Source organism: Faecalibacterium prausnitzii, from assembly GCF_003287405.1.
Lineage (GTDB): Bacteria > Bacillota > Clostridia > Oscillospirales > Ruminococcaceae > Faecalibacterium > Faecalibacterium intestinale.
This window is the reverse complement of the sequence record NZ_PRLD01000004.1, coordinates 60,439-85,951: the sequence shown is the minus strand read 5'-3', so window position 1 is coordinate 85,951 and position 25,513 is coordinate 60,439. Positions and strand designations below refer to the sequence as shown.

The following is a 25,513-nucleotide window of genomic DNA, read 5'->3' as shown; positions in this document are numbered from 1 at the left end:
AACTTTCCCGCTACCGCCAAAAGCCGTCCCCTTGGGGAAGGTGGCTTGACGCGAAGCGGCAAGACGGAAGGGGTACATCGTTCCAAAACAAAAAACCGCCGCGCTGCGTACCACGGCAGAGCGGCGGGAGATGGAATGCTTTTTTCAGGCTGTTACTGGGCTGTCCAGTAGAAGTCCTCGCCGGGCAGCGTACCGCCCACGGCGGCGGGGTCGGCATCGTAGAGCACCTGCAGGTAACCGGAGACGTCCGCCTTCAGTTCCTCGCCGGTCAGGCAGACGATGTTGCAGTTGGGCAGTGCCTTTTTGGCGATGGCGGCTTTTGCCACCACGCCCTGCTCCTCGCACAGAGCGGCGGTGCCGTCCAGATCGGTGTTGGCGGCGTTCACGCTTTGGGCATAGTCTGCCAGAAAGGCGGCTACCACATCCGGGTGCTCCTCTGCGTAGGCCTTGCGCACCACGGTCACACCGGTGATCAGCTGGGTGTCTGCCACCTTGTCCCACTCGGCGGTCAGGTCAAGGGCTATCCGCAGGGTGTCGTCCTTCAGCCCGGCGGCGGTCACATAGGGCTGGGGCAGCACGGCAATGGCGTCCTGCGTGCTGGCCATCTGGGCGGTCACCTCGGTGGCTTCGCTGTAATACTGGATGTCCACATCCTTGTCCGGGTCAAGGCCGTTGGAGGTAAGCAGATAGCGCAGCACATACTCCGGGGTAGTGCCCTTGCCGGTGGACAGGATGGTGCGGCCCTTGAGGTCTGCCATGCTGTGGACGGTGTCGCCCTGCTCCACCACATACAGAACGCCCAAGGTGTTCACTGCCACGGCCTGAATGCCGCCGTTGGTTTTCTGGTACAGGGTCGCTGCCAGATTGGCCGGGATAGCGGCCATGTCCAGCTCGCCCTTGATGAGCAGCGGCACGATCTCATCCGCAGCGCCGTAAAGCTGCAAATCGTAGTCCATGGCGGCAGTGCCGGCCTGCTCCATTGAGAGCAGGTTGACAAGACCCATGGTGGTGGGGCCCTTCAGCCCGGCGATGCGCAGCGGCTCTGTAGCAGACAGCGGCGCAGCAGTTTCTTCCTCAGAAGCAGCCGCAGAGGAAGCAGCTTCGGACACCCCCGTGCTGGAAACGGCAGAGCTTGCGCTGCCGCCGCAGGCTGCAAGGCTCAGTGCAAGGCTGAACGCCAGCAGTAAGGACAGGATCTTTTTCATGATATACTCCTTTTCACACCCGGCACACCCCGGTACGGGAAGCGGAAACCGGTCTTTTTTGAAAAATTTTGCAAAATCATTTGCTTTGCGCGTTCCAGTTTACTATAATAGGGGTAAAAATACCGTTGCGTGTGCAACGCAATTGCAGGAGGCTGCAGAGAACGTTGTTTTCTCTGCGGAGTTGCGATGAATAATTATCTGCCGCTGTTACAAACCACCACGCTGTTCGCAGGGCTTTCCGCTGCGGAGCTCAGCACGCTGCTGTCCCGGCTGGGGGCAAGCGTGCGCAGTTACGGCAAGGGCGAAGCCCTTGTGCTGGCGGGGGAGCCCAGCCGCCGGGTAGGCATCGTGCTGTCCGGCGAGCTGGAAGCCTACCGCCCGGCACCGGGCGGGGCACGCATCCCCATTGCCCGGGTAGAGCCGGGCGGGGTATTCGGGGACGTTCTGGGCGGTTCCAGCCTGTCCAGCCCGGTCACCGTGCTGGCTGCTGCCCCCTGTGAGGTGCTGCTGCTGCCCTACGAGCGGCTGCTGCTCTCGGACGGCAGCCCCGCCCACCAGCGGGTGGTGCAGAACCTTGTGCGCACCATCAGCGATAAATATTTTTCCCTCTCCCGCCGCATCGACCTGCTGGTGATGAAGAGCCTGCGCGCCAAGGTGGCGGCTTATCTGCTCAGCGAAGCCGCCCGCGCCCACAGCCTGACCTTCAGCATCCCCTTCTCCCGCATCCAGCTGGCAGATTACCTCAACTGCGACCGCAGCGCCCTTTCCCGGGAGCTGAGCACCATGCAGAGGGAAGGGCTCATCGATACCTACCGCAGCAGCTTCAAGCTGCTGGAGCCGAATGCTTTGCAGCAGATGGTGCAGTAGCCTTTTGCCAACTATCTTATATTTAAGGAGCAATCAAGCAATGTCCAAACCTGTTCTCTGGATCGTGATCCCCTGCTACAATGAGGAGCAGGTGCTGCCCATTACAGCACCCATGTTTCTGGAAAAGATCCACAGTCTGACCGCACAGGGGCTGGTCAGCGATAAAAGCCGGGTGCTCTTTGTCAACGATGGCTCCCGCGACAAAACGTGGGAGCTGATCCAAGGCTTTGCCGCACAGGACGAGCACTATATCGGCATCTCCCAAAGCCGCAACCGCGGTCACCAGAACGCCGTGCTGGCGGGGCTGATGGAGGCACTGCACAGCGACAGCTGCGATATTACCATCTCCATCGACTGCGACGGTCAGGACGACATCAACGCCATGGACGAGATGGTGAAAAAGTATCTGGACGGTGCCGAGGTGGTGTACGGCGTGCGCAGCCGCCGGGACACCGATACCTTCTTCAAGCGGTTCACCGCCGAGGGCTTTTATCATGTGATGAACGCTCTGGGCGCGGATATCGTGTTCAACCACGCAGACTACCGCCTGATCAGCACCCGCGTGCTGGAAAGCTTTGCGGATTACAAGGAGGTCAACATCTTTTTGCGGGGCATGGTGCCGCTGGTGGGCTTTGCCCACGATGTGGTCACCTACGAGCGCCACGAGCGCCTGGCAGGCGAGAGCCACTACCCCCTGAGCAAGATGCTGGCGCTGGCCTTTGACGGCATTACCAGCCTTTCCAACAAACCCATCCGCATCATCACCGGGGCGGGCATCGTGGTGAGCCTTGTCAGCTTTATCGGGGTCATCTGGGCCATCGTGTGCGCCGCCATGGGCAGCAGCGTGGCAGGCTGGGCGTCCACCGTGTGCATCGTCTGCTTTATGGGCGGTGTACAGCTGGTGTGTCTGGGCGTGATCGGCGAGTATATCGGCAAGATCTATATGGAAACCAAAGCCCGCCCGCGCTATATCATCTCGGAGCGCACATGGGCTCCCTACGAAAGGAAATATCACGGATGAGCAAGCAAAGCTGGAAGGGCAGCACCCTTCTGAACCCGGAGCCGCCGGTACTGGTATCCTGCGGCGGGCTGGATAAGCCCAACCTTATCACCATCGGCTGGACAGGCACCATCTGCACCCAGCCCAGCATGGTATCCATCAGCGTGCGCCCGGAGCGGTACAGCCATCAGCTGCTGTGCGAACACGGGCAGTTCGCCATCAACCTGCCCACCGAAAAGCTGGTGCGCGCCATTGACTGGTGCGGTGTGAAGAGCGGCCGCGATGTAGACAAATTTGCCGCCTGCGGCCTGCACGCCGCCCCGGGCAGCGTGCTGACCGACTGCCCGGTGCTGGAGGAAAGCCCGGTCAATCTGGAATGCCGCATCACCCAGCGCATCCCGCTGGGCAGCCACGACCTGTTTTTAGCCGAGGTGGTGGCCTGCGATGTGGACGAGAGCCTGCTGGACGAAAAAGGCAAGCTGTGTCTGGACAAGGCAAACCTCATCGTGTACAGCCACGGCGAGTATCTGGCCCTTGGCAGAAAGCTGGGCACCTTCGGCTACAGTGTGCGGAAGAAAAAGCCCGTAAAACGTAAGAAATAACAAAAAGGCGATGCCGTGCGGCATCGCCTTTTTGTTATTTACTTCTCGTGCTTGACCCGCTGGATATCCCCCAGATCGTAGGGGGTGTTCTGGTAAACGTAGTAGTTGAGCCAGTTTTCGTACAGCAGGTGGGCGTGGGCGCGCCAGCGGAACAGCGGCGGCTTTGCGGGGTCGTCGTCCGGGTAGTAGTTGACGGGCACATGGATGGGCAAGCCCTTGGCTACGTCCCGCTTATACTCGGCATCCAGCGTGTACTTATCGTACTCCGGGTGACCTGTGACGAAGATCTGCCGTCCGTTCTCGGTGCTCATCAGGAAGGGCCCGGCGGCGTCGCTCTCGGCCAGAATGCGCAGGGCGGCGCAGTTGTCCACATCCTCCCGGCAGATGCCGGTATGGCGGCTGTGGGGGGCGTAGAACACCTCATCAAAGCCGCGCACCAGCGGGTTTGCCGGGCGGGTGACCCGGTGCTCGAACACGCCGAACATCTTTTCCGGCAGCAGCTGCTTGCGCACGCCGTAGTGGTAGTACAGCCCGGCCTGTGCGCCCCAGCAGACATGAAGGGTGGAGTAGACGTTCGTTTCGCTGAAGTCCATGATCTCGCACAGCTCGTTCCAGTAGTCCACCTGTTCAAAATCCATGGTCTCCACCGGCGCACCGGTGATGATCATGCCGTCGTAGCGGTTGTTCTTCACCTCGTCAAAGGTCTTGTAAAAAGCCTCAAGGTGAGCAGCCGACACATGGGTGGCAGAGTGGCTGGCGGTCTGCAGCAGGGTCATGTGCACCTGCAGCGGAGTGTTTGCCAGCAGCCGGGCGATCTGGGTCTCGGTGGCGATCTTGGTGGGCATCAGGTTCAGGATCAGAATTTCCAGCGGGCGGATATGCTGCGCCAGCGCCCGCTCCCGGTGCATGACAAAAACGTTTTCCTCATACAGGGCATCAAAGGCGGGTAAGGTCTTGGGGATGATCAGCGGCATAGGATGGTTGCTCCTTTGCTAGATGATCCAAAAATGGCTCCGCGTTCGCTTTGCCATCTTCAGAGGAATCATGATTTTTGATTTCACATTTGTCGCTGCCTGTTGGCCGCGACAAATGTATTTTCACGGGAGGGAATCATACCTTATCCAGCGCCTGCGCGATATCGGCGATGAGATCCTCGGCAGATTCCAGACCGCAGCTCATGCGCACCAGCTCGGCGGGCACACCGGCGGCAGCCAGCTGCTCGTCGTTCATCTGGCGGTGGGTGCTGGAGGCAGGGTTCAGGCAGCAGGTGCGGGCATCTGCCACATGGGTCTCGATGGCGGCAAGCTTCAGCTCCTTCATAAAGGTGCTGGCAGCCTGACGTCCGCCAGCCAGACCAAAGCTCACGACGCCGCAGCTACCGTTAGGCAGATACTTTTGCGCCAGTGCGTGGTAGGGGCTGCTTTCCAGCCCGCAGTAGTTCACATAGGCCACCTTGGGGTGGTTCTCCAAAAACTGTGCCACCGCCATACCGTTGGCGCAGTGACGCTGCATCCGAACGTGCAGGCTTTCCAGACCAAGGTTCAGCATATAGGCGTTCATGGGGGACTGCATGGAGCCGAAATCCCGCATGAGCTGCGCGGTGGCCTTGGTGATGAAAGCACCCTCCTTACCGAAGCGCTCGGCGTAGGTGATGCCGTGGTAGCTATCGTCCGGGGTGCACAGGCCCGGGAACTTCTCGGCGTGCGCCATCCAGTCGAACTTGCCGCCGTCCACGATGGCACCGCCCAGCACTGCGCCGTGACCGTCCATGTACTTGGTGGTGGAGTGGGTCACGATGTCCGCGCCCCACTCAAAGGGGCGGCAGTTGACCGGCGTGGGGAAGGTGTTGTCCACCATCAGCGGCACGCCGTGGGCGTGGGCGGCCTTGGCAAACTTTTCAATGTCCAGCACGGTCAGGGCGGGGTTTGCGATGGTCTCACCGAACACCACCTTGGTGTTGGGCTGGAAGGCAGCGTTCAGCTCCTCCTCGGTGCACAGGGGGTCTACAAAGGTGGCAGTGATGCCCATCTTTGCCATGGTGACTGAGATGAGGTTGAAGGTGCCGCCGTAGATGGTGCTGGAAGCCACGATGTGGTCCCCCGCCTCACAGAGATTGAACAGCGCAAAGAAGTTTGCGGCCTGTCCGCTGGAGGTTAGCATGGCGGCGGTGCCGCCCTCCAACTCGCAGATCTTTTTGGCTACCATGTCGCAGGTGGGGTTCTGCAGACGGGAATAGAAATAGCCGTCTGCTTCCAAATCGAACAGCTTGCCCATGTCCTCGCTGGTGGCGTACTTGAAGGTGGTGGACTGGATGATGGGGATCTGACGGGGCTCGCCATTGCCGGGGGTGTAGCCGCCCTGCACACAGATGGTATCACGGTTCATACAACATACTCCTTTGCTGGTTTTTTGGTCGGGAAGGACGATTCCCCGCAGGAGAGCTGTCTCCGGCGGGGAATCGAAAATTCAAAGTTTTTTTATTTCCGCAGGCGCTTATCGCTCTTGGTGGCCCACAAAGTACCCACAGACTGGAACGCCTGCACCATCAGCACCAGCAGCACCACACAGACGATCATGATGTTGGTCTGGTAGCGGTAGTAGCCGTAGGACAAGGCGATCTTACCCAGACCGCCGCCGCCGATGACGCCGGACATGGCGGAATAGCCCAGAATGGTGGTCAGCGCGGTGGTCATGCTGGAGATCAGGCCGGGCAGGCACTCCGGGATCATGACCTTGGTGATGATCTGGAACGGAGTAGCGCCCATGCTCTGGGCAGCTTCCACTACGCCTTCATCCAGCTCCCGCAGGCTGGTCTCCACCAGACGTGCCACAAAGGGGAAGGCGGCGACCACCAGCGGCACTACGGTGGCCTTGGTGCCCACCGTAGTGCCCACGATGGCGCGGGTAAGCGGGAACACGCAGATCATCAAAATCAGGAAGGGCACGCTGCGCAGGATGTTGATGACGATATTGATCAGATGCATCAGCCAGCTGGGCAGGGGCAGAATGCCGTCCTTGTCACCGGCTACCAGCAGCACGCCCAGCGGCAGACCCAGCACCAGCGCAAAGGCGGTGGAGAGCACCGTTACATAAAAGGTCTCCCAGATGGCAAAACCGTAATCTGCGATATTCATATACCGGTCACCTCCTCTACCGTTACGCCGGACTGGCTGCGCATATATTCCATAGCCTGCTGTGCGACAGCAAGCTCTGCGGGCAGCTTGAGCAGCATAGAGCCGTAGCACTGGCCGCTCAGATCACGGGTATCGGCGCTGAGCACCGACACTAGAATGCCCTTTTCGGCGGCAAGGCTTGCCACCAGCGGCTTTGCAGTGGAGGAACCGTTAAAGGTAACGCGCACCACATGGTCATCCGGCGCAAAGCAGGAAAGATCCCGCGCTGCGCTGCCGCCGTTGGGGGCTACCAGACGCTTGGCGGCTGCCGTTTTGGGGTTTGCAAAAATTTCCTGTACCGAGCCCTGTTCCACGACCACACCGCCGTCCAGAATAGCCACGCTGTCGCAGATCTCCTCCACCACGCTCATCTGGTGGGTAATAACCACCACGGTGATGCCCAGTTTGCGGTTGATATCCTTGATCAGGGTCAGGATGGAGTGGGTGGTGTTGGGGTCCAGCGCACTGGTGGCCTCGTCGCACAGCAACACCTTGGGGTTGGTAGCCAGTGCGCGGGCAATGGCGATGCGCTGCTTCTGACCGCCGGACAGCTGTGCCGGGTAGGCGTTGGCCTTATCCGGCAGCCCCACCATCTCCAGCAGCTCCATGGCGCGCTTTTCCGCCTCGGCCTTTTTTACGCCTGCCAGCTCCATGGGGAAGCAGACATTCTTCAGGCAGGTGCGCTGCATGAGCAGGTTGAACTGCTGGAAGATCATGGTGATCTCCCGGCGGCGTTTGCGCAGCGAGACGGGAGACAAAGTCTCCATTGCCACGCCGTCGATCACCACGCTGCCGCCGGTGGGGCGCTCCAGCAGGTTGATGCAGCGCACCAGCGTGGATTTGCCCGCACCGGACATACCGATGATGCCGTAGATTGCACCATCGGGAATGGTGAGGTTGATGTTTTGCAGCGCTTTCACCGCGCCATCCTTCATCTGGAAGGTCTTGGAAAGGTACTTGAGTTCGATCACAGAAATTGCTCCTTTAGATTATCCCTCGATGGGTGCCAGACTGTCCTGCTTGCCGCCGTAGATGCCCATGGGCTCCACGTGAATGCCGGCAACAGTTACCAGATGGGTACCCTTTTCGGCGTTGAAGTTGTCCAGATACGGCTGATGCTGGAAGTAGTTGGTGTCTACCTGACCGTCCTCGACGATCTGGTTGGGGATCACATAGTCGTCGTACTCCTGGATGTCCAGCGTGATGCCCTTGGCGGCAAGGATCTCCTTGCAGATCTCCAGCACCTCGCAGTGGGGAGCGGGAGTAGCGGCACAGCTGACGGTCTGGCCGTTCAGAGCGTCATAATCCACAGTGGAATCGTAGCCGTCGGTGGGGTTCTCCACAACGGACACCACGGAGCCCTTGTAGGTCTCGTCCATGAAGTCCTTCACCTTCTGGCTCTGCAGGGCAGCAGCCAGAGCCTTGATCTTGGGCTCCTCCTGATTGCCGTCCTTGCACACCAGAATGTTGACGTAAGCAGAAGAGCCGTCCTCCATGGCCAGTGCATCGGTCATGGGGTTCAGACCGGCAGAGATGGCGTAGTTGGAGTTGATGACGGCGTAGTCCTCGTCCTGCAGGACGTTGGGCACCTGAGCGGCCTCCACCTCGTCCACGGTGACGTTCAGGGGGTTCTCCTCGATGTCGTTCTTGGTAGCGGTCAGGCCTGCGTCTGCCTTCAGCTTGAAGAAGCCGTTCTTCTCCAGCAGGGTCAGGGCACGAGCCTCGTTGGTGGTATCGTTGGGCACAGCCACCTTGATCTTATCCAGCTTAGCTGCGGCAGAGGATGCCACGCTGCCGGATGCAGCGGCGGAAGAAGCAGTGGAAGAAGAACCACCGCAGGCAGTCAGGGCAGCGGCTGCGGCTGCCACACCGGTAACTTTCAGAAAATCGCGACGAGTAATCATAGTTTTGTTCCCTCTCTATTGTTCTCTATTATGTACTGCGGCCCGCACGGCACCTTTCCGCGCGCGGCCTTGAACGGATGCATGAAAAATGCCCCCGTCCTTACAAGCCTTAGGCTCTGCAAGGACGGAGGCATGAACATACTTCCGTGGTACCACCTTGGTTCACTGCATCCTTACGGGTGCAGCCTCGATGCTGCGGCAGCGTGTACTGCTTACAGCCGGACGCTGTAACGGGCGCATCCCGTTGCGGGCTTAGCACTCCTGCGCCTCGTCCGCACGGCTCCGAGACCATTTTCAGCTTCCTGTTTCCTGCCCTTTTTCACCGCCCGGGCTCTCTGGTAAGGATCAATGCGAAGGCCTACTCTTCTCTTCACAGCCATTTTTGTGATATTGACACTATAATAACCCCATCGGCGGCATTTGTCAACACCCCTAACGAAGTTTTTTGGTAGGAATATTGCTTCCGGCCTTTTGCCGCGCCCGTTTTTTTGATACACCCTTGTATGCGGCTGGTGCACATGATAAAATAGGGTATCATCTTTTGCAAGGAGAGCAGGCAATGAACAGCAGAGACCCTTTTCCCGATGAAGAGCTGCGCCGCCGCATTATGGATTTTATCATGGCCGCAGGGCAGACCCTGCTGGAAAACGGCGCGGAGGTGTTCCGGGTGGAGCAGACCATGGAGATCATGGCGCGCAGCTTCCACCTGCGGGAATTTCACGTTTATGTGCTGACCAACGGCATTTTTGCCAGCGCCGGCACTGCCGAGATCAGCGAAGTGCGCAACGTACCGGTGCGCACCACCCATCTGGGGCGGGTAGCGGCGGTGAACGAGCTTTCCCGCCAGATTGCCCAGACCGGGATGACCTTGGATGAGGCCGAGAGCCGTCTGGTGCTGGCGCGGCAGCTGCCCTTCCCCAAAGACCATGTGCAGCTGCTGTCCGGGCTGTGCGGGGCGTTCTGCTTTGCCATGATGTTCGGCGGCAACCTGCGCAGTGCACTGGCAGCTGCCGGGGCGGGACTGGTGGCCAGCTGGTATCTGCTGTGGTGCGGGCGGCATGAAGTGCCCGGCGGCTTCCAGAAGATCAGCACCGCCGCGCTGATCACGCTGGTGTGCATCCTGCTATGCAATCTGCTGCACACTTCTGCCAGCCACGCCATCATCGGTACATTGATGATCCTGACTCCGGGCATCGCCTTTACCATGGGCATCCGGGACTTTGTGCAGGGCGACTACCTTTCCGGCACCATCCGCATGATCGACGCTTTGCTCATTGCCGCCAGCATTGCCATAGGCACCGGTCTTGTGCTGCGGCTGTACACAGTATTTACGGGGGTGGTCGTGGTATGATATCCCTTACAGCTGTACAGATCAGTGAGCTGACCGCGCAGTTTTTTCTGGCCGCGGCGGGCACGCTGAGTTTTGCCATTCTGTTTGCGTGCCCCCGGCGCTGCCTGCCTTACTGCGCACTGGTGGGCGCTGTGGGCTGGCTGTGGTACGAACTGCTGACCCTGCTGGGCGCAGACGCCGCCACGGCCTCCCTGCTGGCGGTCATTCCGCTTACCATCCTTACCCGCGTGTTTGCCATTACCCAAAAAACGCCGGTCACGGTGTTTTTGCTGACCGGCATTTTCCCGCTGGTGCCGGGCGCGGGCATTTACTACACCGCCTACTATTTCATCCAGAACGAAAACGCCCTTGCCCTTGCCAAGGGCATCAGCACCTTTAAAATTGCGGTGGCGCTGGCCATCGGCATCAGTCTGGTGCTGTGCGTGCCGCTGCCGAAAAAGCGGAAATAATCTGTCGCTTTCCAAGCTATCTATATAAAGGAGTGATCTCTATGAACGCAATGGAACTTCTGACTACCCGCCGCACCTACCGCCGGTTTGTACAAAAGGCCGTGCCGCAGGATGTGGTGGACGATATCGTACAGGCCGTGCGGCTGTCCTCCTGCGGGGCAAACCGGCAAGCGGTGCGTCTGGTGCTGGTGCAAAGCCCGGAGATGGTGGCCAAGGTACAGCCGCTGGTCAAATGGGCTGGCTATCTGCCGCCGGAGCAGGGCACGCCCAAGGCAGACGAGCTGCCCACCTTTTATGCAGCGGTGGTGCAGGATACCGCCATCCCCGGCGACCTTGCCACCGACACCGGCATTGCGCTGGCAAACATGACCCTTGCCGCATGGGACAAAGGCGTGGGCAGCTGCATCATGGGCGCGATCAATAAGCCCGCCCTGACCGCGCTGCTGGGCATTGAGGAGCCGCAGAAGCTGGCCTTTATGGTGGCCTTCGGCTACCCCACCCACAAAGCCGGCATCGTCCCCATGACCGAGCAGACCGGCGTAAAGTACTATCTGGATGAAAACCGCGACTACTGCGTACCTAAGCGCAGCGCGGAGGAGATTGCAAGAAGCCTGTAAAAGCCGGTTTATACCGCATATATTCATACATTTTCTCCGTTATTGCATAAATGTTTGCAAAATCGTTTCAATTTCACGGATTATTATGCACAAGTATTGACTTTTTGTTTTGTACAAACTATACTAAGTGCGTTCCCCGAAAGCGCGATGAATCGCATCCCATCGGGGCAAAGCAAACTATATTGCATAGATTGAGGAGTGTTTGAATATGAAAAAGATCTCTCGCCGCAGCTTCATGGCTGCCGCTGCTGTTTCCGTTGCTGCTCTGGCTCTGACCGCCTGCGGTGGTTCCGCAAGCTCTGCTGCTTCTTCTGTGGCAAGCTCTGCTGCTTCCTCCGAGGCTGCTTCTTCTGCCGCTGCTGCTGAGCTGACCACCGTGGAAGCCGGCAAGCTGACCATGGCTACCAACGCCGCCTTCCCTCCGTACGAGATGACCACCGATGCCGGCGAGTTCGAGGGCATCGACGTGGACACCGCCAAGGCCATTGCTGAGAAGCTGGGTCTGGAGCTGCAGATCGATGACATGGACTTTGACGCCGCACTGCTCAGCGTGCAGCAGGGCAAGGCCGACATCGTGATGGCAGGCGTTACCGTGACCGACGAGCGCAAGGCTGTGATGGACTTCTCCGACAGCTACGCCACCGGCATCCAGTCCATCATCGTGCCCAACGATTCCGATATTGCTTCTCCCGATGATCTGGCCGGCAAGACGATTGGTACCCAGCGCGGCACCACCGGCTACATCTACTGCTCCGATGACTTCGGCGATGAGAACGTGGTTGCTTACGACGACGGTCTGACCGCTGTGCAGGCCCTGAACAATGGTCAGGTGGACGCTGTGGTCATCGACAACGCTCCCGCACAGGAGTTCGTGGCTGCCAACCCCGGCCTGAAGGTGCTGGATACCAGCTACGCCGAGGAGGATTACGCCATCGGCATGGCAAAGGGTTCTGCTCTGGAGGACGCTGTCAACAAGGCTCTGGAGGAGCTGAAGGCTGACGGCACTCTGCAGGCCATCGTGGACAAGTACATCAACGCAAACTAAGCTGCGTGCCCTGTACCATTCCCGTACCCAAGGAGGCGCCCCGCTCCGGGGCACCTCTTTTTTTAGAAAAAAGTGGTTACAATTTATTGACAAACAGAAAGCGAGGATGTGAATGGCTGCGCAATACGAACTGCTCAAAGAGCTGCTCAACAGCGGCACAAAGCTAAGCTTTGGACAGGATTTCTTTTTTAAGTTTTATCAGGCCTTTCTGCTGAAGGACCGCTGGATGCAGTACATCAACGGTGTGGGCACCACCCTGCTGGTCACCGCACTGGCGCTGGCGCTGGGCGTGGTGCTGGGCAGCGTGGTGGCACTGGTGCGCGTGACCCACGACCAGCAGCGACCCGGCCACAAAAACGCGGTGCTGGGCTTTTTTAACGCGGTGTGTCAGCTGTACACCACCATCATCCGCGGCACGCCCATGATGGTGCAGCTGCTGATCATGAGCATGGTCATTTTTTCCAACAGCCGCAACTTTACTATGGTTGGTGCACTGACCTTGGGCATCAACTCCGGCGCGTATGTATCCGAGATCATCCGCGGCGGCCTGATGGCTGTGGACCCCGGCCAGATGGAGGCCGGGCGCAGCCTTGGCCTGAACTACATGACCACCATGGTGGTCATCATCATCCCGCAGGCCATCCGTGCGGTGCTGCCTGCACTGGGCAACGAGTTCATCGTCCTGCTCAAGGATACTTCCCTGATCACCACCATCGGCGGCAAGGAGCTGCTGTATGCTGCACAGGGCATTATGAACCGTACCTATGAAGCCATGTTCCCCCTGCTGGGCGTTGCACTGATCTACCTGATCCTTGTTATGCTGTTTACATGGCTGCTGAGCAAGTTTGAGAGGAGGCTGGCACAAAGTGACCGATAAGATTTTGGAAGTACGCGGCCTGACCAAGACCTATGGCGGCGTAAAGAAGCGCGGCGCAAAAAAGGCCGACCCCACGCTGGATGTGCTGAAAGGCATCGACCTTGATATTTACCGCGGCGATGTGGTGTGCCTGATCGGCCCTTCCGGCTGCGGCAAGTCCACCTTTCTGCGCTGCCTGAACCGGCTGGAGACTCCCACCTCCGGTTCCATCAAGTTTGAGGGTGTGGAGGTAAACGAGACACACATCGATGCCGTGCGCCAGAAGATGGGCATGGTGTTCCAGCACTTCAACCTGTTCCCCCACCTGACCGTGAAAAAGAACCTTGAGCTGGCACCCAGCCTGCTGAAGCTGAAGGACAAGGACGCCATCTCTGCCCGCGCAGACGAGCTGCTGGCCCGCGTAGGTCTGGCTGACAAGGCCAACGCCTACCCCAAGAGCCTGTCCGGCGGTCAGCAGCAGCGCATCGCCATTGCCCGTGCGCTGGCCATGGACCCGGACGTGATCCTGTTCGACGAGCCCACCAGCGCCCTTGACCCCGAGATGGTGGGCGAGGTGCTGGAGCTGATGAAGGAGCTGGCACACACCGGCATCACCATGCTGGTGGTCACCCACGAAATGGGCTTTGCCCGCGAGGTGTCCAACCGGGTCATCTTCATTGACGGTGGCAAAATTCAGGAGGATGAGCCGCCGCAGGAGTTGTTCACCAACCCCAAACACCCCCGTCTGAAAGCCTTCCTCTCCAAGATGCTGTAAAGAGTTTTTAAACAGAATGCCGGACAACCTGCGGGTTGTCCGGCATTCTGTTTTCTTTATTTTTCTTACATTACATCCGTATCTTCTGCGCGGCGCGGGCGATGGAGGCAAGCAGCGCCACAAGGCGCTTTTCGTCCATCTGGCCGCAGTAGCTGGTAAAGGTGTAGTAGCACCCCTGCACGCAGAAGGACAGCACCACCTTGCGCACTACGTCCGTCTCAAAGGTGGGGTCGGTCTGGGCGATGTAATGGCACATAGCCTGCTCCACCCGGTTGATGAACAGCCCCTGCCGGGAGCCGGAGAACAGCACGGCGATCTCTTCTTGATGCTCGGCAAAGGCGCGGAACATCTCCCGCGCAAGCCACTCGGTGCGCTCGCTCACATCGCTGGCGGTCAGGCGGGGCAGGCTTTCCACCACCGCCTGCACCATCTCGTCCTCCATGGCGTTGGCCAGCGCATAGATATCCTGATAATGGGCGTAAAATGTGGATTTATTGATGCAGGCGCGGTCGCACAGCTCCTTGACACGGATCTTCTCCACCGGCTTTTCGCGGCGCAGCTCCATAAAGGCCTGTTTGATGGCGCGCTCGGTCTTTTCAATGCGGATATCCAGAAAACCCACCTCTTTTGCTTTTTTGTTGATTTTCCAACATTTTTCCGGTTTTGCGGATAGACAAGCCCCGCAAGCCTTTTTATACTGGGTATAAGCGGAGCAGCGTTACTCCTTGCGGTACAAAAGCCCCTGCTGCTCCAAAGCTGCGCGGATGCGGGCAAAGGTGTCCTTATCCGGGCAGCGCAAAGTATGCAGGTGCACGCCGCCGGTCATGCGGCTCAAAAGGCTCTCGGGCGCATCCGCCGCCTGACGGATAAAGTTGTCCACGTCGTACCGGTTGCACAGGTTCAGCGTGGCGCGGATCTCGCCGTACAGGCTGTTTTCCACCGCCACATCCACCACTGTGCCGCCCTGATCCACCACAGTGTACAGCTCCCGGCGCATCTCCTCCTGCGTGCGGTGCACACAGGCCAGAATGCCGGTATAGCCCTTTTCCGCCGGGTGCAGCTGGTAGCCCCGGGGGGTGGCATCGATCTGCGCCCCGCCGGCGCGCAGCAGTGCCACATCTCCTACCACGATCTGCCGCGACACCCCCAGCTCTGCCGCCAGCGTGCTGGCGCTTAAGGGGGCACCGGCGCTGTTCAACCGGGTCAGGATGCGTTCTCTGCGCTGTGCTGCATTCATAGGGGGTCAGGCTTCCTTTCCGTAAAACAACTTTTCTCTCCTTATTGTAGCAAAACGCGGCAAAATGTGCAAGGTTATTCCAACAGCAGACTTCCGAAAAAAGGCTTCCCCCGGAAGGGGGAAGTCTTTCCCCAAAGGGTGAAAGCTTTTGCTCCGGGGCAAGCCTCAAGCGGTGCTTTATTCTACCCGCAGCAGGGTGGCGTAATTGGAGGGCAGCTGCACCTTCATGCGGTTCCACTCGGTGGAGACCAGCACCTCCTGCGCGCCTACAGTGTCCGCCATCAGATCGGTGACCTTGGCAGCTTCCACCGGCAGCTGGAACTCCAGCTGTGCGGGAGTATCGCCGTTATTCAGCACCGCTACCACCGCCTTGCCGTCCAGCACCCGGGCAAAAGCATAGCACTGGGTGGTGAGCTGCAGCTCTTTTACCTCGCCGTAGGTCATTTCCGGCAATTCAGCCTTGCATTTCCCCAGAACTTTGTATACACTGGTAACAGGATTTGTGCGTTCTGCGTCAGCGTAGTCGCTAAGCTCCAGACAGGGGCGCAGCGGCCAGTCGCTGCCCCACTCCTTTTTGCCCTCGATGCCGAACTCCGAGCCGTAGTAGATGGACGGGATGCCCCACAGGCTGTACACCAGAATGGCAATGTGCCGGATATGCTCCCGGTTGCGCAGCTTGTTGGGCAGACGCTCCACATCGTGGTTATCTGAGAAGAGATACAGCCGGGTGTCGTGGCACAGCCCCTGCAGTCGGCGCATAGTGTGGGCAATTTCAAAATAGTTATGGTCGTTGTGTCCGCTCCACAAGCCCTTGTGCAGCTCGTAGTTGGTAACGGAGTGCAGCATTTCCGGGTTTGCCCAGCGGCTGTAATCGCCGTGGATGACCTCGCCCATCAGCCAGAACTCCGGTTTTACCTCGTTTGCCAGACGGCGCAGCCCGCGCATGAAGTCGAAGTCCAGCACGTCGGCTGCATCCAGACGGATGCCGTCGATGTCGAACTGCTCCACCCAGAAGCGGACGGTATCATAATGGTACTGCTGCACCTCCGGGTTGCGCTGGTTCAGCTTGACCAGCAGGTTGTAGCCGCCCCAGTTGCCGTAGGAAAAGCCATCGTTATACTCGTTGTTGCCCCAGAAGTTCACATCGCAGAACCAGTCCTTATAGCGGGCGTTCTCGCGGTTCGACTTCAGGTCCTGGAAGGCAAAGAAATCGCGGCCCACATGGTTGAACACGCCGTCCACGATGACCCGCTGCCCGCGGGCGTGGCAGGCCGCCACAAAGGCCTTGAACTCCTCGTTGGTGCCAAGGCGGCGGTCCACCAGACGGTAGTCGATGGTATCGTAGCCGTGGGAGCCGCTCTCGAACAGCGGGCCGATGTAGATGGCCGTACAGCCCAGCTTTGCCGCGTGGGCTGCCCATGCTTCCAGCTTTGCAAAAGCACCCGGGGTGGGCTGGCCGTCGTTTTCGTGCGCACAGCCGCACAGCCCCAGCGGATAGATGTGATAAAATACTGCTTCGTCATACCAAGCCATGATCGTTCGCTCCCATTCTATTGCTTAAAAAGTTGCGCCGCTTGCACGGCGGTAGCAACAGTATACCACAAGATTTGGCAAATATGTGAAAATTTGCCGATTTTTGTCAAGATTCGCTAAGATTATCGGCTATCATGCCGGTAAATAGCCGTTTTTCTTGGATAGTTTGCCCAAATAGCTTTGTACCAACCGGCGCACGGCGCGCCGGTCAACATAGAGAAGTAAGGAGATCTTTGCATGAATTACCCTGTGATCCCCCGCACGTTTTTCAGTGGCGACTGCTTCGATGCCTACCGCATTCTGGGTGCGCACCCCTGCACCGACCCAAACGGCGCCGAGGGCTGGCGTTTTGCCGTGTGGGCACCCGGTGCCACCGCCGTGGAGGTGTGCGGCGGCTTTGACGGCTGGGAGCGCGGCGTGCCCATGGAAAAAGCCGATACCGGCGTGTGGAGCGCCTTTATCCCCGGCCTTGCGGAGGGGGACCTCTACAAATACCGCGTGCACGGCGCGGACGGCAGCACCGTGATGCGCAGCGACCCCTACGCCTTTGCCACCGAGCTGCGCCCCGGCACCGCCAGCAAGCTGACAAAGCTGGATTTCACCTTTGACGACACCGCGTGGATGGAGCGGCGGGACAAATGCCGCAACCGCCCGCTGAACATCTACGAGCTGCACGCCGGCAGTTGGAAGCATAAGCCCGGCACTACCCAGCCGGACGGCTCGGACGGGTGGTACAACTACGAGGAGCTGGCGCGGGAACTCATCCCGTGGCTGCTGGAGCATCACTTTACCCATGTGGAGCTGCTGCCGCTGGCAGAGCACCCCTTTGACGGCAGCTGGGGCTACCAGACCACCGGCTACTTCTCGGTGACCAGCCGCTACGGCTCCCCCGCCCAGTTTGCCAGCTTTGTCAACGCCTGCCACCGCATGGGCATCGGCGTCATCATGGATTTTGTACCGGTGCACTTTGCCGCCAATGCTGACGCGCTGGCAAAGTTTGACGGCACCCACCTGTACGAGTACGACAGCGACGTGGGTCAGAGCGAGTGGGGCACCTGCAACTTCAACTACTACCGCCGGGAGGTGTGCAGCTTTTTGAGCAGCGCCGCCGGGCTGTGGATGGACGTGTACCACTGCGACGGCATCCGCATGGACGCCATCTCCCGCGCATTGTACTGGCAGGGCGACCCCAACCGCGGCGTGAATCAGGGCGCGGTGAACTTTTTGCGCAGTTTGAACCACGGCCTGAACGAGCGCTGGCCCACCGGCATCTACATGGCGGAGGACTCCACCAACTTCCTCAAGGTGACCGCTCCCACCCGCTACGAGGGCGTGGGCTTTGACTACAAGTGGGACATGGGCTGGATGCACGACACGCTGGACTACTTTGCCACCCCCTTCGGCGAGCGCCCGGGCTGCTACGGCAAGCTGCTGTTCAGTATGCACTACTTCTACAACGAGCTGTACCTGCTGGCGCTGAGCCACGATGAGGTGGTGCACGGCAAAAAGACCATCATTGATAAGCTGTGGGGCAGCTACGCGGAAAAGTGCGCCCAGCTGCGCACCCTATATTTTTATATGTACACCCATCCCGGCAAAAAGCTGAACTTTATGGGCAACGAGCTGGCACATTTCCGGGAGTGGGACGAAAAGCGGGAGCTGGACTGGAATTTGCTGGAATACCCCTTCCACGATGCCTTCCAGAAATACTTTGCCGCCCTTTGCCGCACCTACGCCTCCGAGCCCGCCCTCTACGATGGCGAGTACAACCCGGACTGCTTTGAGTGGGTGGCAAGCGAAAGCTGTGCCGAGGGCGTGTACGCATGGCTGCGCAAGGGGCGCGGGCAGAACCTGCTCTGCGTCATGAACACACAGGACAGCGCCCACAAAAAGTTTCCTCTGTACCTCAAGTTCCCCTGCAGCGCAGAGCTGGTGCTGGATACCGAGGCCGGCACATGGGGCGGCGTGCACAAGGCGCACCGCAAGCAGAACTTCCACACCACCGACGGCGGTGTGTTTGGCAGGGACTACACCCTGACGCTGGATCTGCCCGCCATGGGCAGCTACCTGCTGCGGCTTACCCCGGAAGCCCCGAACCCGGACGCCGCCCGCCTGAGCGCCAACAAGGCGCTGGCGCAAAAGCGCAAGGCGGCAAAGGCTGCAAAAGCCGCCGCAGAAGTTTCCGATAAGTAATATTTATGCAAAAATGTCCCGTCTGCTTTGAAAGCGGCGGGACATTCTGCATTTTTCGCCGCCGGGGTGCTGGACAGTGCCCGGGGGAGTTGTTATACTGTAGAATGTGAAACTTTGCAAGGAGGGTCTTGTTCCATGACCGATACTATCACAAAGCCCCGCGTTTCCGCTGCGGCGAAAACTGCGCTGGTGCTGGCTGCAGCGGCAGTGCTGCTGGCTGTTTTTGCGCTGGCTGCGCCCGGCAGCAGGTTCTTTTTTCCGCTGGTGAGCCTGTGGTGCAACTTAGCGCTGTTCGCCTGTGTGCTGCTGGTGCTGCGGGTAGCAGGGATAAAATTTGACCTGTTCCACAAAGCGGTGATCGTCGGCCTGTGGGCGGCGGCGCTGATCTACTTTTTCTGGGCGCTGAACCGCCGCAGCTTTGTATACATCTGGGATTATGTCAACTATATCAACAAGCAGTACAGCGCCGAAGCCGCCTTTTTGCAAAGCCCGACGGCTGGCTTCCATTACATCTTCGGCTCTTTTGCCGAGGACTACACCAACTTCATTACCCTGTTTCTGGATTTTCCCTTCTGCCTGAGCGACCGCACCGGCGACAGCTTTGCCTTCTGTCAGGTGTTCAGCATCCTGCCCATGCTGCTGGTGCTGCTGGCAGGGCTTACCATCAAGGTGGGGCAGATGCTGCAGGTGAAGAACCGCTTCTGGTACTTCCTTATTGGAATGTCGTGGATGGTCACCTACCCGTGGCTGCGCATGAGTGCCATGCTCAGCCAGCCGGACTGGTTCGGTCTCATCTTCGGCTTCAGCATCCTGCTGCTCACGCTGGATTTCCGGTTTGAAAAACTGGAGCCGGTACGCTTTTGCCTGCTGTTTGCTGCCACGGCAGCCATTATCCTCTCCCGCCGGTGGTACTTATATTTTGTAGTGGGCTACTACTTTGCCTACGCAGTTCTGGTGCTGGTAAGCAGCGTGCGCACCGCCCGCGCCGGGCAGAAAAAGCAGGCGCTCGTGCAGGTGCGCAATCTGGTGCTGTTCGGCCTGATGTCCATGGTGGCCATGCTGGTGCTGCTGTGGCCGATGGTCAGCCACATCCTTGCTTACAGCTACGCCGACCGCTACGCCTACTATAACGGCGGCGGCATGGTCACGGAGATCTACCTGCAATACGCCCGCATGGGCCTGATGAACCTTGTGCTCATCGGTCTGGGCCTGTGGTTCTGCCTGAAAAGGCACAAAATGCCCGCGCTGCCCTGCCTTGCCGGGCTGGAGATCCTGCTGAGCATGCTGCTGTTCACCCGGGTGCAGACCACCGGTTCCCAACATATGCTGCTGTTTTTACCCGGCTGGTTTCTGCTGTTCCTGCTGGGCGCGACTGCGCTGGCCGAGGGCATCACCCGCCGCCGGAACCTGAAGATCGGCTTCTGGCTGTTCACCATCGCCTTTGCCACCTCGGTGCGCTGCTCCCCGCTGACCACCGTCGCTCTGCCGGATTTTCTCATCGGCCGCACTATTCTCTCGGCCTCTCTGCAGGAGAGCGCCCGCGATTTTGCCGCCATTGATGACCTGGTCTATGACCGCAAGGATCTGCCGCAGATCAAGGCCATTGCCAACTGGATCGACACCCACTGCGCCGAGGGCGAGATCAGCTACATGATCCCCCACGACACGCTGTACTGCCCGGACCACTTCAAGAACTGCCAGCTGCCCGCGACCCCCATCAACGATAAGCTGGCCTTCGGCTTCTCGGTGCCGGGCACCCACAACTTCCCCATGCAGTTCTTTGAGGCAAAATACGTTCTCACCGCTGATCCTTTCCCGCTGACTCATGTAAATGACCCTGAGAACGAGATGTCCCACAAGCTGAACGAGAGGTTCCTTGCGGTGCGGGACGAGTACTTTACACAGGAAGCCACCTTTGATATGGGCAACGGCACCACCTTTACCATCTGGCGGCGCACCGTGGCCCCCACCCGCGCCGAGGTGGAGTACTACCTGAGCGCCTTTACCGAGGAAGATGCCAAATACCCGGAGATGTTCTCCGAGATCGCAGAAAGCTGGCTGGCCGCCCGCGGGCTGTAACGCCGCTTTTATAAAAAGGAGTGTTCGACTATGGAACAAACTGCAAACACCATGCCCGCTGCCGCCTTGGGGCAGTACAAGGGGCTTGCCTTCACCCGCCGGGTGCGCCCGGTATCGGAAAAGGCCGTGGAAGCGGATATCGGCAATCTGGCGCGTGTCCATGCGCCCTTTGTGCCGACTGGTGCCCCCGCCGCGCGCGGGATGCGGGTCACGCTGGATTTCGAGGGCTTTCTGGAGGGTGCACCCATCCCGGACAGCCGGATGGAGCAGGTGACCGTGGTGCTGGGCACCGGGCAGCTGATGCCCGCCGCAGAAGAAGCGGTGTACGGCCACTGCGCGGGCGAGACTTTCCGCTTCGACTTCACCTACCCCGCTGAGTTCCGCGTGCCGGAGCTTTCCGGCAAAACCGCACAGTTTGAGATCTGCCTGCACACAGTAGAGCGCAAACAAGTGCCCCCGGTGGACGATGCCCTTGCAAGATCCCTGGGCTATGACGATCTGGACGCCCTGCGGGAGAGCCTGCGGGAGAAAAAGCGTCTTTCCCACGAAGCCAACGCCGACCGCATTGCCGGGGCGGCGCTGCTGGATATGGCGGGCGCAAACCTGACCGTGGAGCTGCCCGCCGAACTGCTGGCGCAGAACGCCGAGTACCAGATGAACCAGCTGCGTCAGCGGCTGCGCAAGAGCCAGATGACCATGGAGCTGTACTGCAAGAGCGCCGGGCTGACCCCGGAGCAGGTGCGGGAGGGCTACCGCAGGGAAGCCGAGCGTCAGCTGCGGGCGGTGCTGGCAGTGCGCGCCATTGCCGAAGCCGAACAAATCACCGTGACCCAGCAGGAGGTGGACGCCGAGTACGCCCGCCTTTCCAAGCTGCACGACACCCCGGAGGAAGAGATCCGCAAAGTGCTGAGCCGGGACGCCGTAGCCGCCGCCGTGACCAACCAGAAGGTGCAGCGCTTCCTGCTCGACCACGCCGCACTTACCTCTGTTGTGGAAAAGGAGTAAAGACCATGGGCTTTTTTACCAGAACTGCAATGGATGCCCTGATGAAGACCACCCATCCAGAGATCAACCGCCGCCAATGCTGGAATTTGCACCCCCACCGCAAGCCCTGCACCACCTGCAAGGATATCTGCCCCTACGGTGAGGAAATTTTCTCCCGCCCGAACCTTGTCAAGGACTGGGACCCCTGCACCGACTGCGGGCTGTGCGTTTCCGCCTGCCGCAGCGGCTGCATTGCACCCTCGCCGGAGCAGGTGCAGCGGGATACCGCCGCAGCGGACTCCGACAGCGATACCATCTGGATCGGCTGTGAAAGATCCACCCGCAAAAACACCGTGGTGCGCAGCTGCATCTGTGCGCTCTCGTGGGAAGCGCTGGCGTATCTGGCGCTGAACAAAAAGATCGTGCTGGACCTGACCCCCTGCGGACAGTGCGAGAACGATCTGTGCGCCGAGCAGCTGCGCAAGGAACTGACCCGCCTTGTGGACTTTTTCGGTCAGCCGATGTTCGAAGCGCGGTTCTCGCTGGCGTATGAGGAAAAAGAGTACCCCTACCATGTGCAGGAATTGACCCGCCGTGAGATGCTGGAGCAGGTGAGCCACGGCTCCAAGAGCGGCACCAAAAAGCTGCTGCAGATGCTGCCCGGCCTGCGCAGCGAAGAGGACAGCGGGGTGGACTTCCGTCTGCTGCTGCACCAGCGCACAAAGCAGCTGAAGGCCGCCATGGAGACGCCCCTGCAGTACGGCTACTATATGCCCAAATTCACCGATAACTGCTTTGGCTGCGGCCGGTGCGAAAAAGCCTGCCGTGCCAACGCTATGAAGTTTGAGGATATGCCGAACGGCCAGACCCGCATCGTACTTACCCCGTGGAAGTGCAGTGAGTGCGGCGTGTGCATGAACGTGTGCTCCAACAAGGGCTTTGACGGCATGAAGCTGTACCAGCTTACCACCCTTGGCCCCGTGGTGCTGCACAAGTGCACCAAGACCCTGTGCAAACAGTGCGGCAAACCCATTGCCCCGGACAGCGCCGAGGGACTGTGCTCGGTGTGCCGCATCAAGGCACGCACCCAGAAGCGGCAGGAGGAAGCGCGTCTGCGTGCCGAGCAGCTGAAAGCCGAACGCGCCGCCAAGGCCGCAGAGGATGCCGCCAAGGCAGCGGAAAACGCTGTGGAATCCACCGCCGAAGCTGCCGCTCAGACCGCAGAGACCGCCGCTGCCGCCCTGCCCGACACCATCCCCGCCGGGCAGAGCGCTTCCCCTGCCAACGTCACTGCGCCCAGTCTCGGAAAGCAGGTTTCCGAATAATAGCCGGACGATTTGACGATTCAGAATGCGCTCCGCGTTGCTTTGCGCATAAATAGCGGAAAAAAGATTTTTATTTTCGGGATAGCGGAGCGCCTGCGGGCGCTCCGCTATCCCATTTTCACGGGAGGGGTCAGCCCCTGCCCCGGTGGAAACTATTTGACGTTGCGCCCAAACAATGCTATACTGGGCTTAAAGTTACCGTTGGTAGCCGATGGACTTGTTACAGAGAGGTAACGGATGTGGTTCCGTTACCTCTTTTTTACAAAGAGCGAAAGAGGTTTTTATGATGCATCATGCTTTTTCCCGCCGTCAGTTCTTAAAGGCCGGCGGTGCAGCAGCCCTTTCCACCGCTGCTGCCGGGCTGCTGAGCAGCTGCGGCGGCTCCTCTGCGGGCGGCACTGCCGCAACCGGCGACAGCACCACCTACACCGTACTGTATGCCCGTCAGCCCGCCTCCCTGAACTACCTGATCTGCTCTGCCGACCCGGACCTGTACCACGGCACCCACTGCGTAGACACGCTGGTGGAGTACGACAGCCGCGGCAAGATCCGCGAAGGTCTTGCCACCAGCTGGGAGTGGGACGCCGACACCCTGACATGGACTTTCCACCTGCGGGACGAGAACTGGGTGGACTATACCGGCGCAGTGCTGGGCCCCGTGACCGCGCAGGACTTTGTGGACGCGCTGGCTTATCTGCTGGACCCAGACTACGCTTCCGGCACTGCCAGCCTTGTCACCCCCTATGTGGCCGGGGCTGAGGACTACTATAACTACTGCGTCTGGCGCAACAATGCCAACAACGGCACTGTGGCCGAGGACGGCACCACCTACACCATCGACGCCGCAGGCACCGTGACCCTGACCGCCGCCGACGGCAGCACCACCACCTGCCCCGCCGTGGATTTTTCCTCCGTGGGCGTGGCTGCCGTGGACGAGCACACCCTGACCTATACTCTGAACTACGACTTCCCGGGCTTTTTGAGCCTTCTGAACTATGCCCCCTTCGAGCCCGCCTACGGCCCCATGCTGGCAGAGCTGGGCGACCAGTTCTGCACCAGCGCCGAGACCGCCTGCAACTGCGGTGCGTTCTATCTGGCGGAGTACACCCCGCTGGAAAGCTGGGTGATGAAGAAAAACCCCGAAAACTACGATAAGGACAACGTGTACATCGACACCATCCGCTACATCTACAATCAGGAGGCGCTCATCAGCGGCCCGGAGATGGTGCGGCGCGGCGAGATCGACCAGGCCACCATCAGCTCGGACATTCTGGACAGCTGGCTGGCGGACGATACCACCAAGGACATGGTGTCCATGGAGCGCCCGGAGACCGGCAAGAGCTACTTCTATTTCTTCAACTTCCTGCCCTACGCCCACCAGTTCCCCAACTGGAACACCACCGGCGTGGACGCCCAGTACCAGCCGGACAACTGGGCCAAGGCGGTGAACAGCACCAACTTCCGCAAGGCGTTCCTCTACGCCATCAACCCCGCCGTCACGCTGGCGGTCACTGCGCCGGAAGGGTACGAGAACTACAAGCTGCACACCATCACCCCGCCCTCCTTCTGCGCCGACAGCAAGGGCGTGGACTACACCGAATGCGGTGCGCTTGCTAACGTGACCGACCACTTTAACGAAGCCACCGCCAAGCAGTACCGCGACGCCGCCGTGCAGGAACTGACCGCTGCGGGGGCTACCTTCCCCATCAAGGTACAGTACCCCTACAACCCCGCCGTGGTGGACTGGGACAAGCAGTGTCAGGTGTTCAAACAGCAGGTGGAGGGCGTACTGAACGACGGTTTCGACTTTGTGGAGATCATCATCACGCAGGGGCCGTCCGATAACTTCCTGAATGCAGTGCGCCGCGCGGGTGCCTACGAGTTCATGTCCTACTACTGGGGCGCGGACTACTCCGACCCCGAGACCGAGGTGTACCCCTTCTATCAGGAAGCGGGCGACCGGGGCACCTGCTACGCCTTTCTGCGCACCGGCGTGGAGGACGGCATCATCACCGGCGAGACCGCCGGCTATGTCATGACCTACATGGACATGGTGGAAAAGGCCAAGGCCATCACTGCCGACCTTGACGCCCGGTACGCCGCCTTTGCCGAGGCCGAGGCGTACCTCATCGAGAATGCGCTGGTCATCCCGCTCAGTCTGCCGGTGCCGCCCTACATCGCCACCCGGCTGAACCTGTGGGAGGGACAGTACGCCCCCACCGGCTTCTCCTCGAACCGCCTGAAGGGCATCCATATCCTCGACCACTACGTTTCCATGGACGAGTATAACCACAACCGGGATGCACGGTAAGGGCTAG

At 59.8% G+C, this 25,513-nt stretch carries 23 protein-coding genes; 14 read left to right on the top strand and 9 right to left on the bottom strand.

What is annotated here, in order from left to right:
* Positions 1-152 precede the first annotated feature (152 nt).
* A complete protein-coding gene (locus tag C4N24_RS05430) occupies positions 153-1,205 on the bottom strand; it encodes an ABC transporter substrate-binding protein (RefSeq protein WP_112090619.1) in 1,053 nt (350 codons plus the stop codon).
* A gap of 186 nt (positions 1,206-1,391) precedes the next feature.
* On the opposite strand from C4N24_RS05430, the gene C4N24_RS05425 reads away from it, so the two are divergent.
* The 3 genes from C4N24_RS05425 to C4N24_RS05415 are packed head-to-tail and all read left to right on the top strand — an operon-like array spanning position 1,392 to position 3,674.
* Complete coding sequence (locus C4N24_RS05425; RefSeq protein WP_112090618.1) at positions 1,392-2,072, top strand: Crp/Fnr family transcriptional regulator; 681 nt, start codon at positions 1,392-1,394, stop codon at positions 2,070-2,072.
* A 40-nt stretch (positions 2,073-2,112) separates the two neighbouring features.
* The gene (locus C4N24_RS05420; protein ID WP_055186158.1) at positions 2,113-3,093 is read left to right on the top strand and encodes a glycosyltransferase family 2 protein; all 981 of its coding nucleotides are present in this window, start codon (positions 2,113-2,115) and stop codon (positions 3,091-3,093) included.
* Positions 3,090-3,674 (top strand): flavin reductase family protein, encoded by a 585-nt coding sequence (locus C4N24_RS05415; protein ID WP_112090617.1) that lies wholly within the window; start codon positions 3,090-3,092, stop codon positions 3,672-3,674. Before C4N24_RS05420 ends, C4N24_RS05415 begins: the two co-directional genes overlap by 4 nt.
* Positions 3,675-3,712: 38 nt before the next feature.
* Here C4N24_RS05415 and metA read toward each other — a convergent pair whose 3' ends face one another.
* The 5 genes from metA to C4N24_RS05390 form a co-directional block, all read right to left on the bottom strand.
* Positions 3,713-4,648 (bottom strand): homoserine O-acetyltransferase MetA, encoded by a 936-nt coding sequence (gene metA, locus C4N24_RS05410; protein WP_097782494.1) that lies wholly within the window; start codon positions 4,646-4,648, stop codon positions 3,713-3,715.
* Between the two features lie 136 nt (positions 4,649-4,784).
* Positions 4,785-6,059, bottom strand: coding sequence for an O-acetylhomoserine aminocarboxypropyltransferase/cysteine synthase family protein (locus C4N24_RS05405; protein ID WP_112090616.1), 1,275 nt, complete (start codon positions 6,057-6,059; stop codon positions 4,785-4,787).
* Positions 6,060-6,151: 92 nt separating this feature from the next.
* Positions 6,152-6,808, bottom strand: coding sequence for a methionine ABC transporter permease (locus tag C4N24_RS05400; protein WP_112090615.1), 657 nt, complete (start codon positions 6,806-6,808; stop codon positions 6,152-6,154).
* Positions 6,805-7,818, bottom strand: a complete 1,014-nt coding sequence (locus tag C4N24_RS05395) for a methionine ABC transporter ATP-binding protein (RefSeq protein WP_112090614.1) — start codon at positions 7,816-7,818, stop codon at positions 6,805-6,807. Before C4N24_RS05395 ends, C4N24_RS05400 begins: the two co-directional genes overlap by 4 nt.
* 18 nt (positions 7,819-7,836) lie before the next feature.
* Positions 7,837-8,751 (bottom strand): MetQ/NlpA family ABC transporter substrate-binding protein, encoded by a 915-nt coding sequence (locus C4N24_RS05390; RefSeq protein WP_112090613.1) that lies wholly within the window; start codon positions 8,749-8,751, stop codon positions 7,837-7,839.
* Between the two features lie 559 nt (positions 8,752-9,310).
* Here C4N24_RS05390 and C4N24_RS05385 point away from each other — a divergent pair.
* The 6 genes from C4N24_RS05385 (at position 9,311) to C4N24_RS05360 (ending at position 13,844) form a co-directional block, all read left to right on the top strand.
* Positions 9,311-10,102, top strand: coding sequence for a threonine/serine ThrE exporter family protein (locus C4N24_RS05385; RefSeq protein ID WP_055186150.1), 792 nt, complete (start codon positions 9,311-9,313; stop codon positions 10,100-10,102).
* Positions 10,099-10,551, top strand: a complete 453-nt coding sequence (locus C4N24_RS05380) for a threonine/serine exporter family protein (RefSeq protein WP_112090612.1) — start codon at positions 10,099-10,101, stop codon at positions 10,549-10,551. The genes C4N24_RS05385 and C4N24_RS05380 overlap by 4 nt, the downstream gene beginning before the upstream one ends.
* 41 nt (positions 10,552-10,592) lie before the next feature.
* Complete coding sequence (locus tag C4N24_RS05375) at positions 10,593-11,168, top strand: nitroreductase family protein (RefSeq protein WP_112090611.1); 576 nt, start codon at positions 10,593-10,595, stop codon at positions 11,166-11,168.
* Positions 11,169-11,376: 208 nt separating this feature from the next.
* Positions 11,377-12,213, top strand: a complete 837-nt coding sequence (locus C4N24_RS05370; RefSeq protein ID WP_112090610.1) for an ABC transporter substrate-binding protein — start codon at positions 11,377-11,379, stop codon at positions 12,211-12,213.
* A 112-nt stretch (positions 12,214-12,325) separates the two neighbouring features.
* Positions 12,326-13,090 (top strand): amino acid ABC transporter permease, encoded by a 765-nt coding sequence (locus C4N24_RS05365; RefSeq protein ID WP_112090609.1) that lies wholly within the window; start codon positions 12,326-12,328, stop codon positions 13,088-13,090.
* Positions 13,080-13,844 carry an amino acid ABC transporter ATP-binding protein gene (locus C4N24_RS05360; protein WP_112090608.1) on the top strand — a complete coding sequence of 255 codons (765 nt, stop codon included), beginning with the start codon at positions 13,080-13,082 and terminating at the stop codon, positions 13,842-13,844. Before C4N24_RS05365 ends, C4N24_RS05360 begins: the two co-directional genes overlap by 11 nt.
* A gap of 70 nt (positions 13,845-13,914) precedes the next feature.
* On the opposite strand, the gene C4N24_RS05355 is transcribed toward C4N24_RS05360, so the two are convergent.
* The 3 genes from C4N24_RS05355 to C4N24_RS05345 all read right to left on the bottom strand — a co-directional run bounded on the left by C4N24_RS05355 (position 13,915) and on the right by C4N24_RS05345 (position 16,614).
* Positions 13,915-14,466 carry a TetR/AcrR family transcriptional regulator gene (locus tag C4N24_RS05355; protein ID WP_112090607.1) on the bottom strand — a complete coding sequence of 184 codons (552 nt, stop codon included), beginning with the start codon at positions 14,464-14,466 and terminating at the stop codon, positions 13,915-13,917.
* Between the two features lie 96 nt (positions 14,467-14,562).
* Positions 14,563-15,081: a transcription repressor NadR gene (locus C4N24_RS05350; protein WP_112090606.1), complete on the bottom strand. Its 519-nt coding sequence runs from the start codon at positions 15,079-15,081 to the stop codon at positions 14,563-14,565.
* A 177-nt stretch (positions 15,082-15,258) separates the two neighbouring features.
* The gene (locus C4N24_RS05345; protein ID WP_112090605.1) at positions 15,259-16,614 is read right to left on the bottom strand and encodes an alpha-amylase family glycosyl hydrolase; all 1,356 of its coding nucleotides are present in this window, start codon (positions 16,612-16,614) and stop codon (positions 15,259-15,261) included.
* 237 nt (positions 16,615-16,851) lie between these two features.
* Between C4N24_RS05345 and glgB the strand changes: the two genes are divergently transcribed.
* The 5 genes from glgB to C4N24_RS05315 all read left to right on the top strand — a co-directional run bounded on the left by glgB (position 16,852) and on the right by C4N24_RS05315 (position 25,506).
* The gene (gene glgB / locus C4N24_RS05340; RefSeq protein ID WP_112090604.1) at positions 16,852-18,807 is read left to right on the top strand and encodes a 1,4-alpha-glucan branching protein GlgB; all 1,956 of its coding nucleotides are present in this window, start codon (positions 16,852-16,854) and stop codon (positions 18,805-18,807) included.
* 135 nt (positions 18,808-18,942) lie between these two features.
* Positions 18,943-20,886 carry a hypothetical protein gene (locus tag C4N24_RS05335; RefSeq protein WP_112090603.1) on the top strand — a complete coding sequence of 648 codons (1,944 nt, stop codon included), beginning with the start codon at positions 18,943-18,945 and terminating at the stop codon, positions 20,884-20,886.
* Between the two features lie 30 nt (positions 20,887-20,916).
* Positions 20,917-21,891 (top strand): trigger factor, encoded by a 975-nt coding sequence (tig, locus tag C4N24_RS05330; RefSeq protein ID WP_112090602.1) that lies wholly within the window; start codon positions 20,917-20,919, stop codon positions 21,889-21,891.
* 5 nt (positions 21,892-21,896) lie between these two features.
* On the top strand, positions 21,897-23,195 hold the full coding sequence (locus C4N24_RS05325) for a 4Fe-4S dicluster domain-containing protein (RefSeq protein ID WP_112090601.1): 1,299 nt from the start codon (positions 21,897-21,899) through the stop codon (positions 23,193-23,195).
* Between the two features lie 283 nt (positions 23,196-23,478).
* Positions 23,479-25,506, top strand: coding sequence for an ABC transporter substrate-binding protein (locus C4N24_RS05315; RefSeq protein WP_242983187.1), 2,028 nt, complete (start codon positions 23,479-23,481; stop codon positions 25,504-25,506).
* The last annotated feature ends 7 nt before the right edge of the window (positions 25,507-25,513 follow it).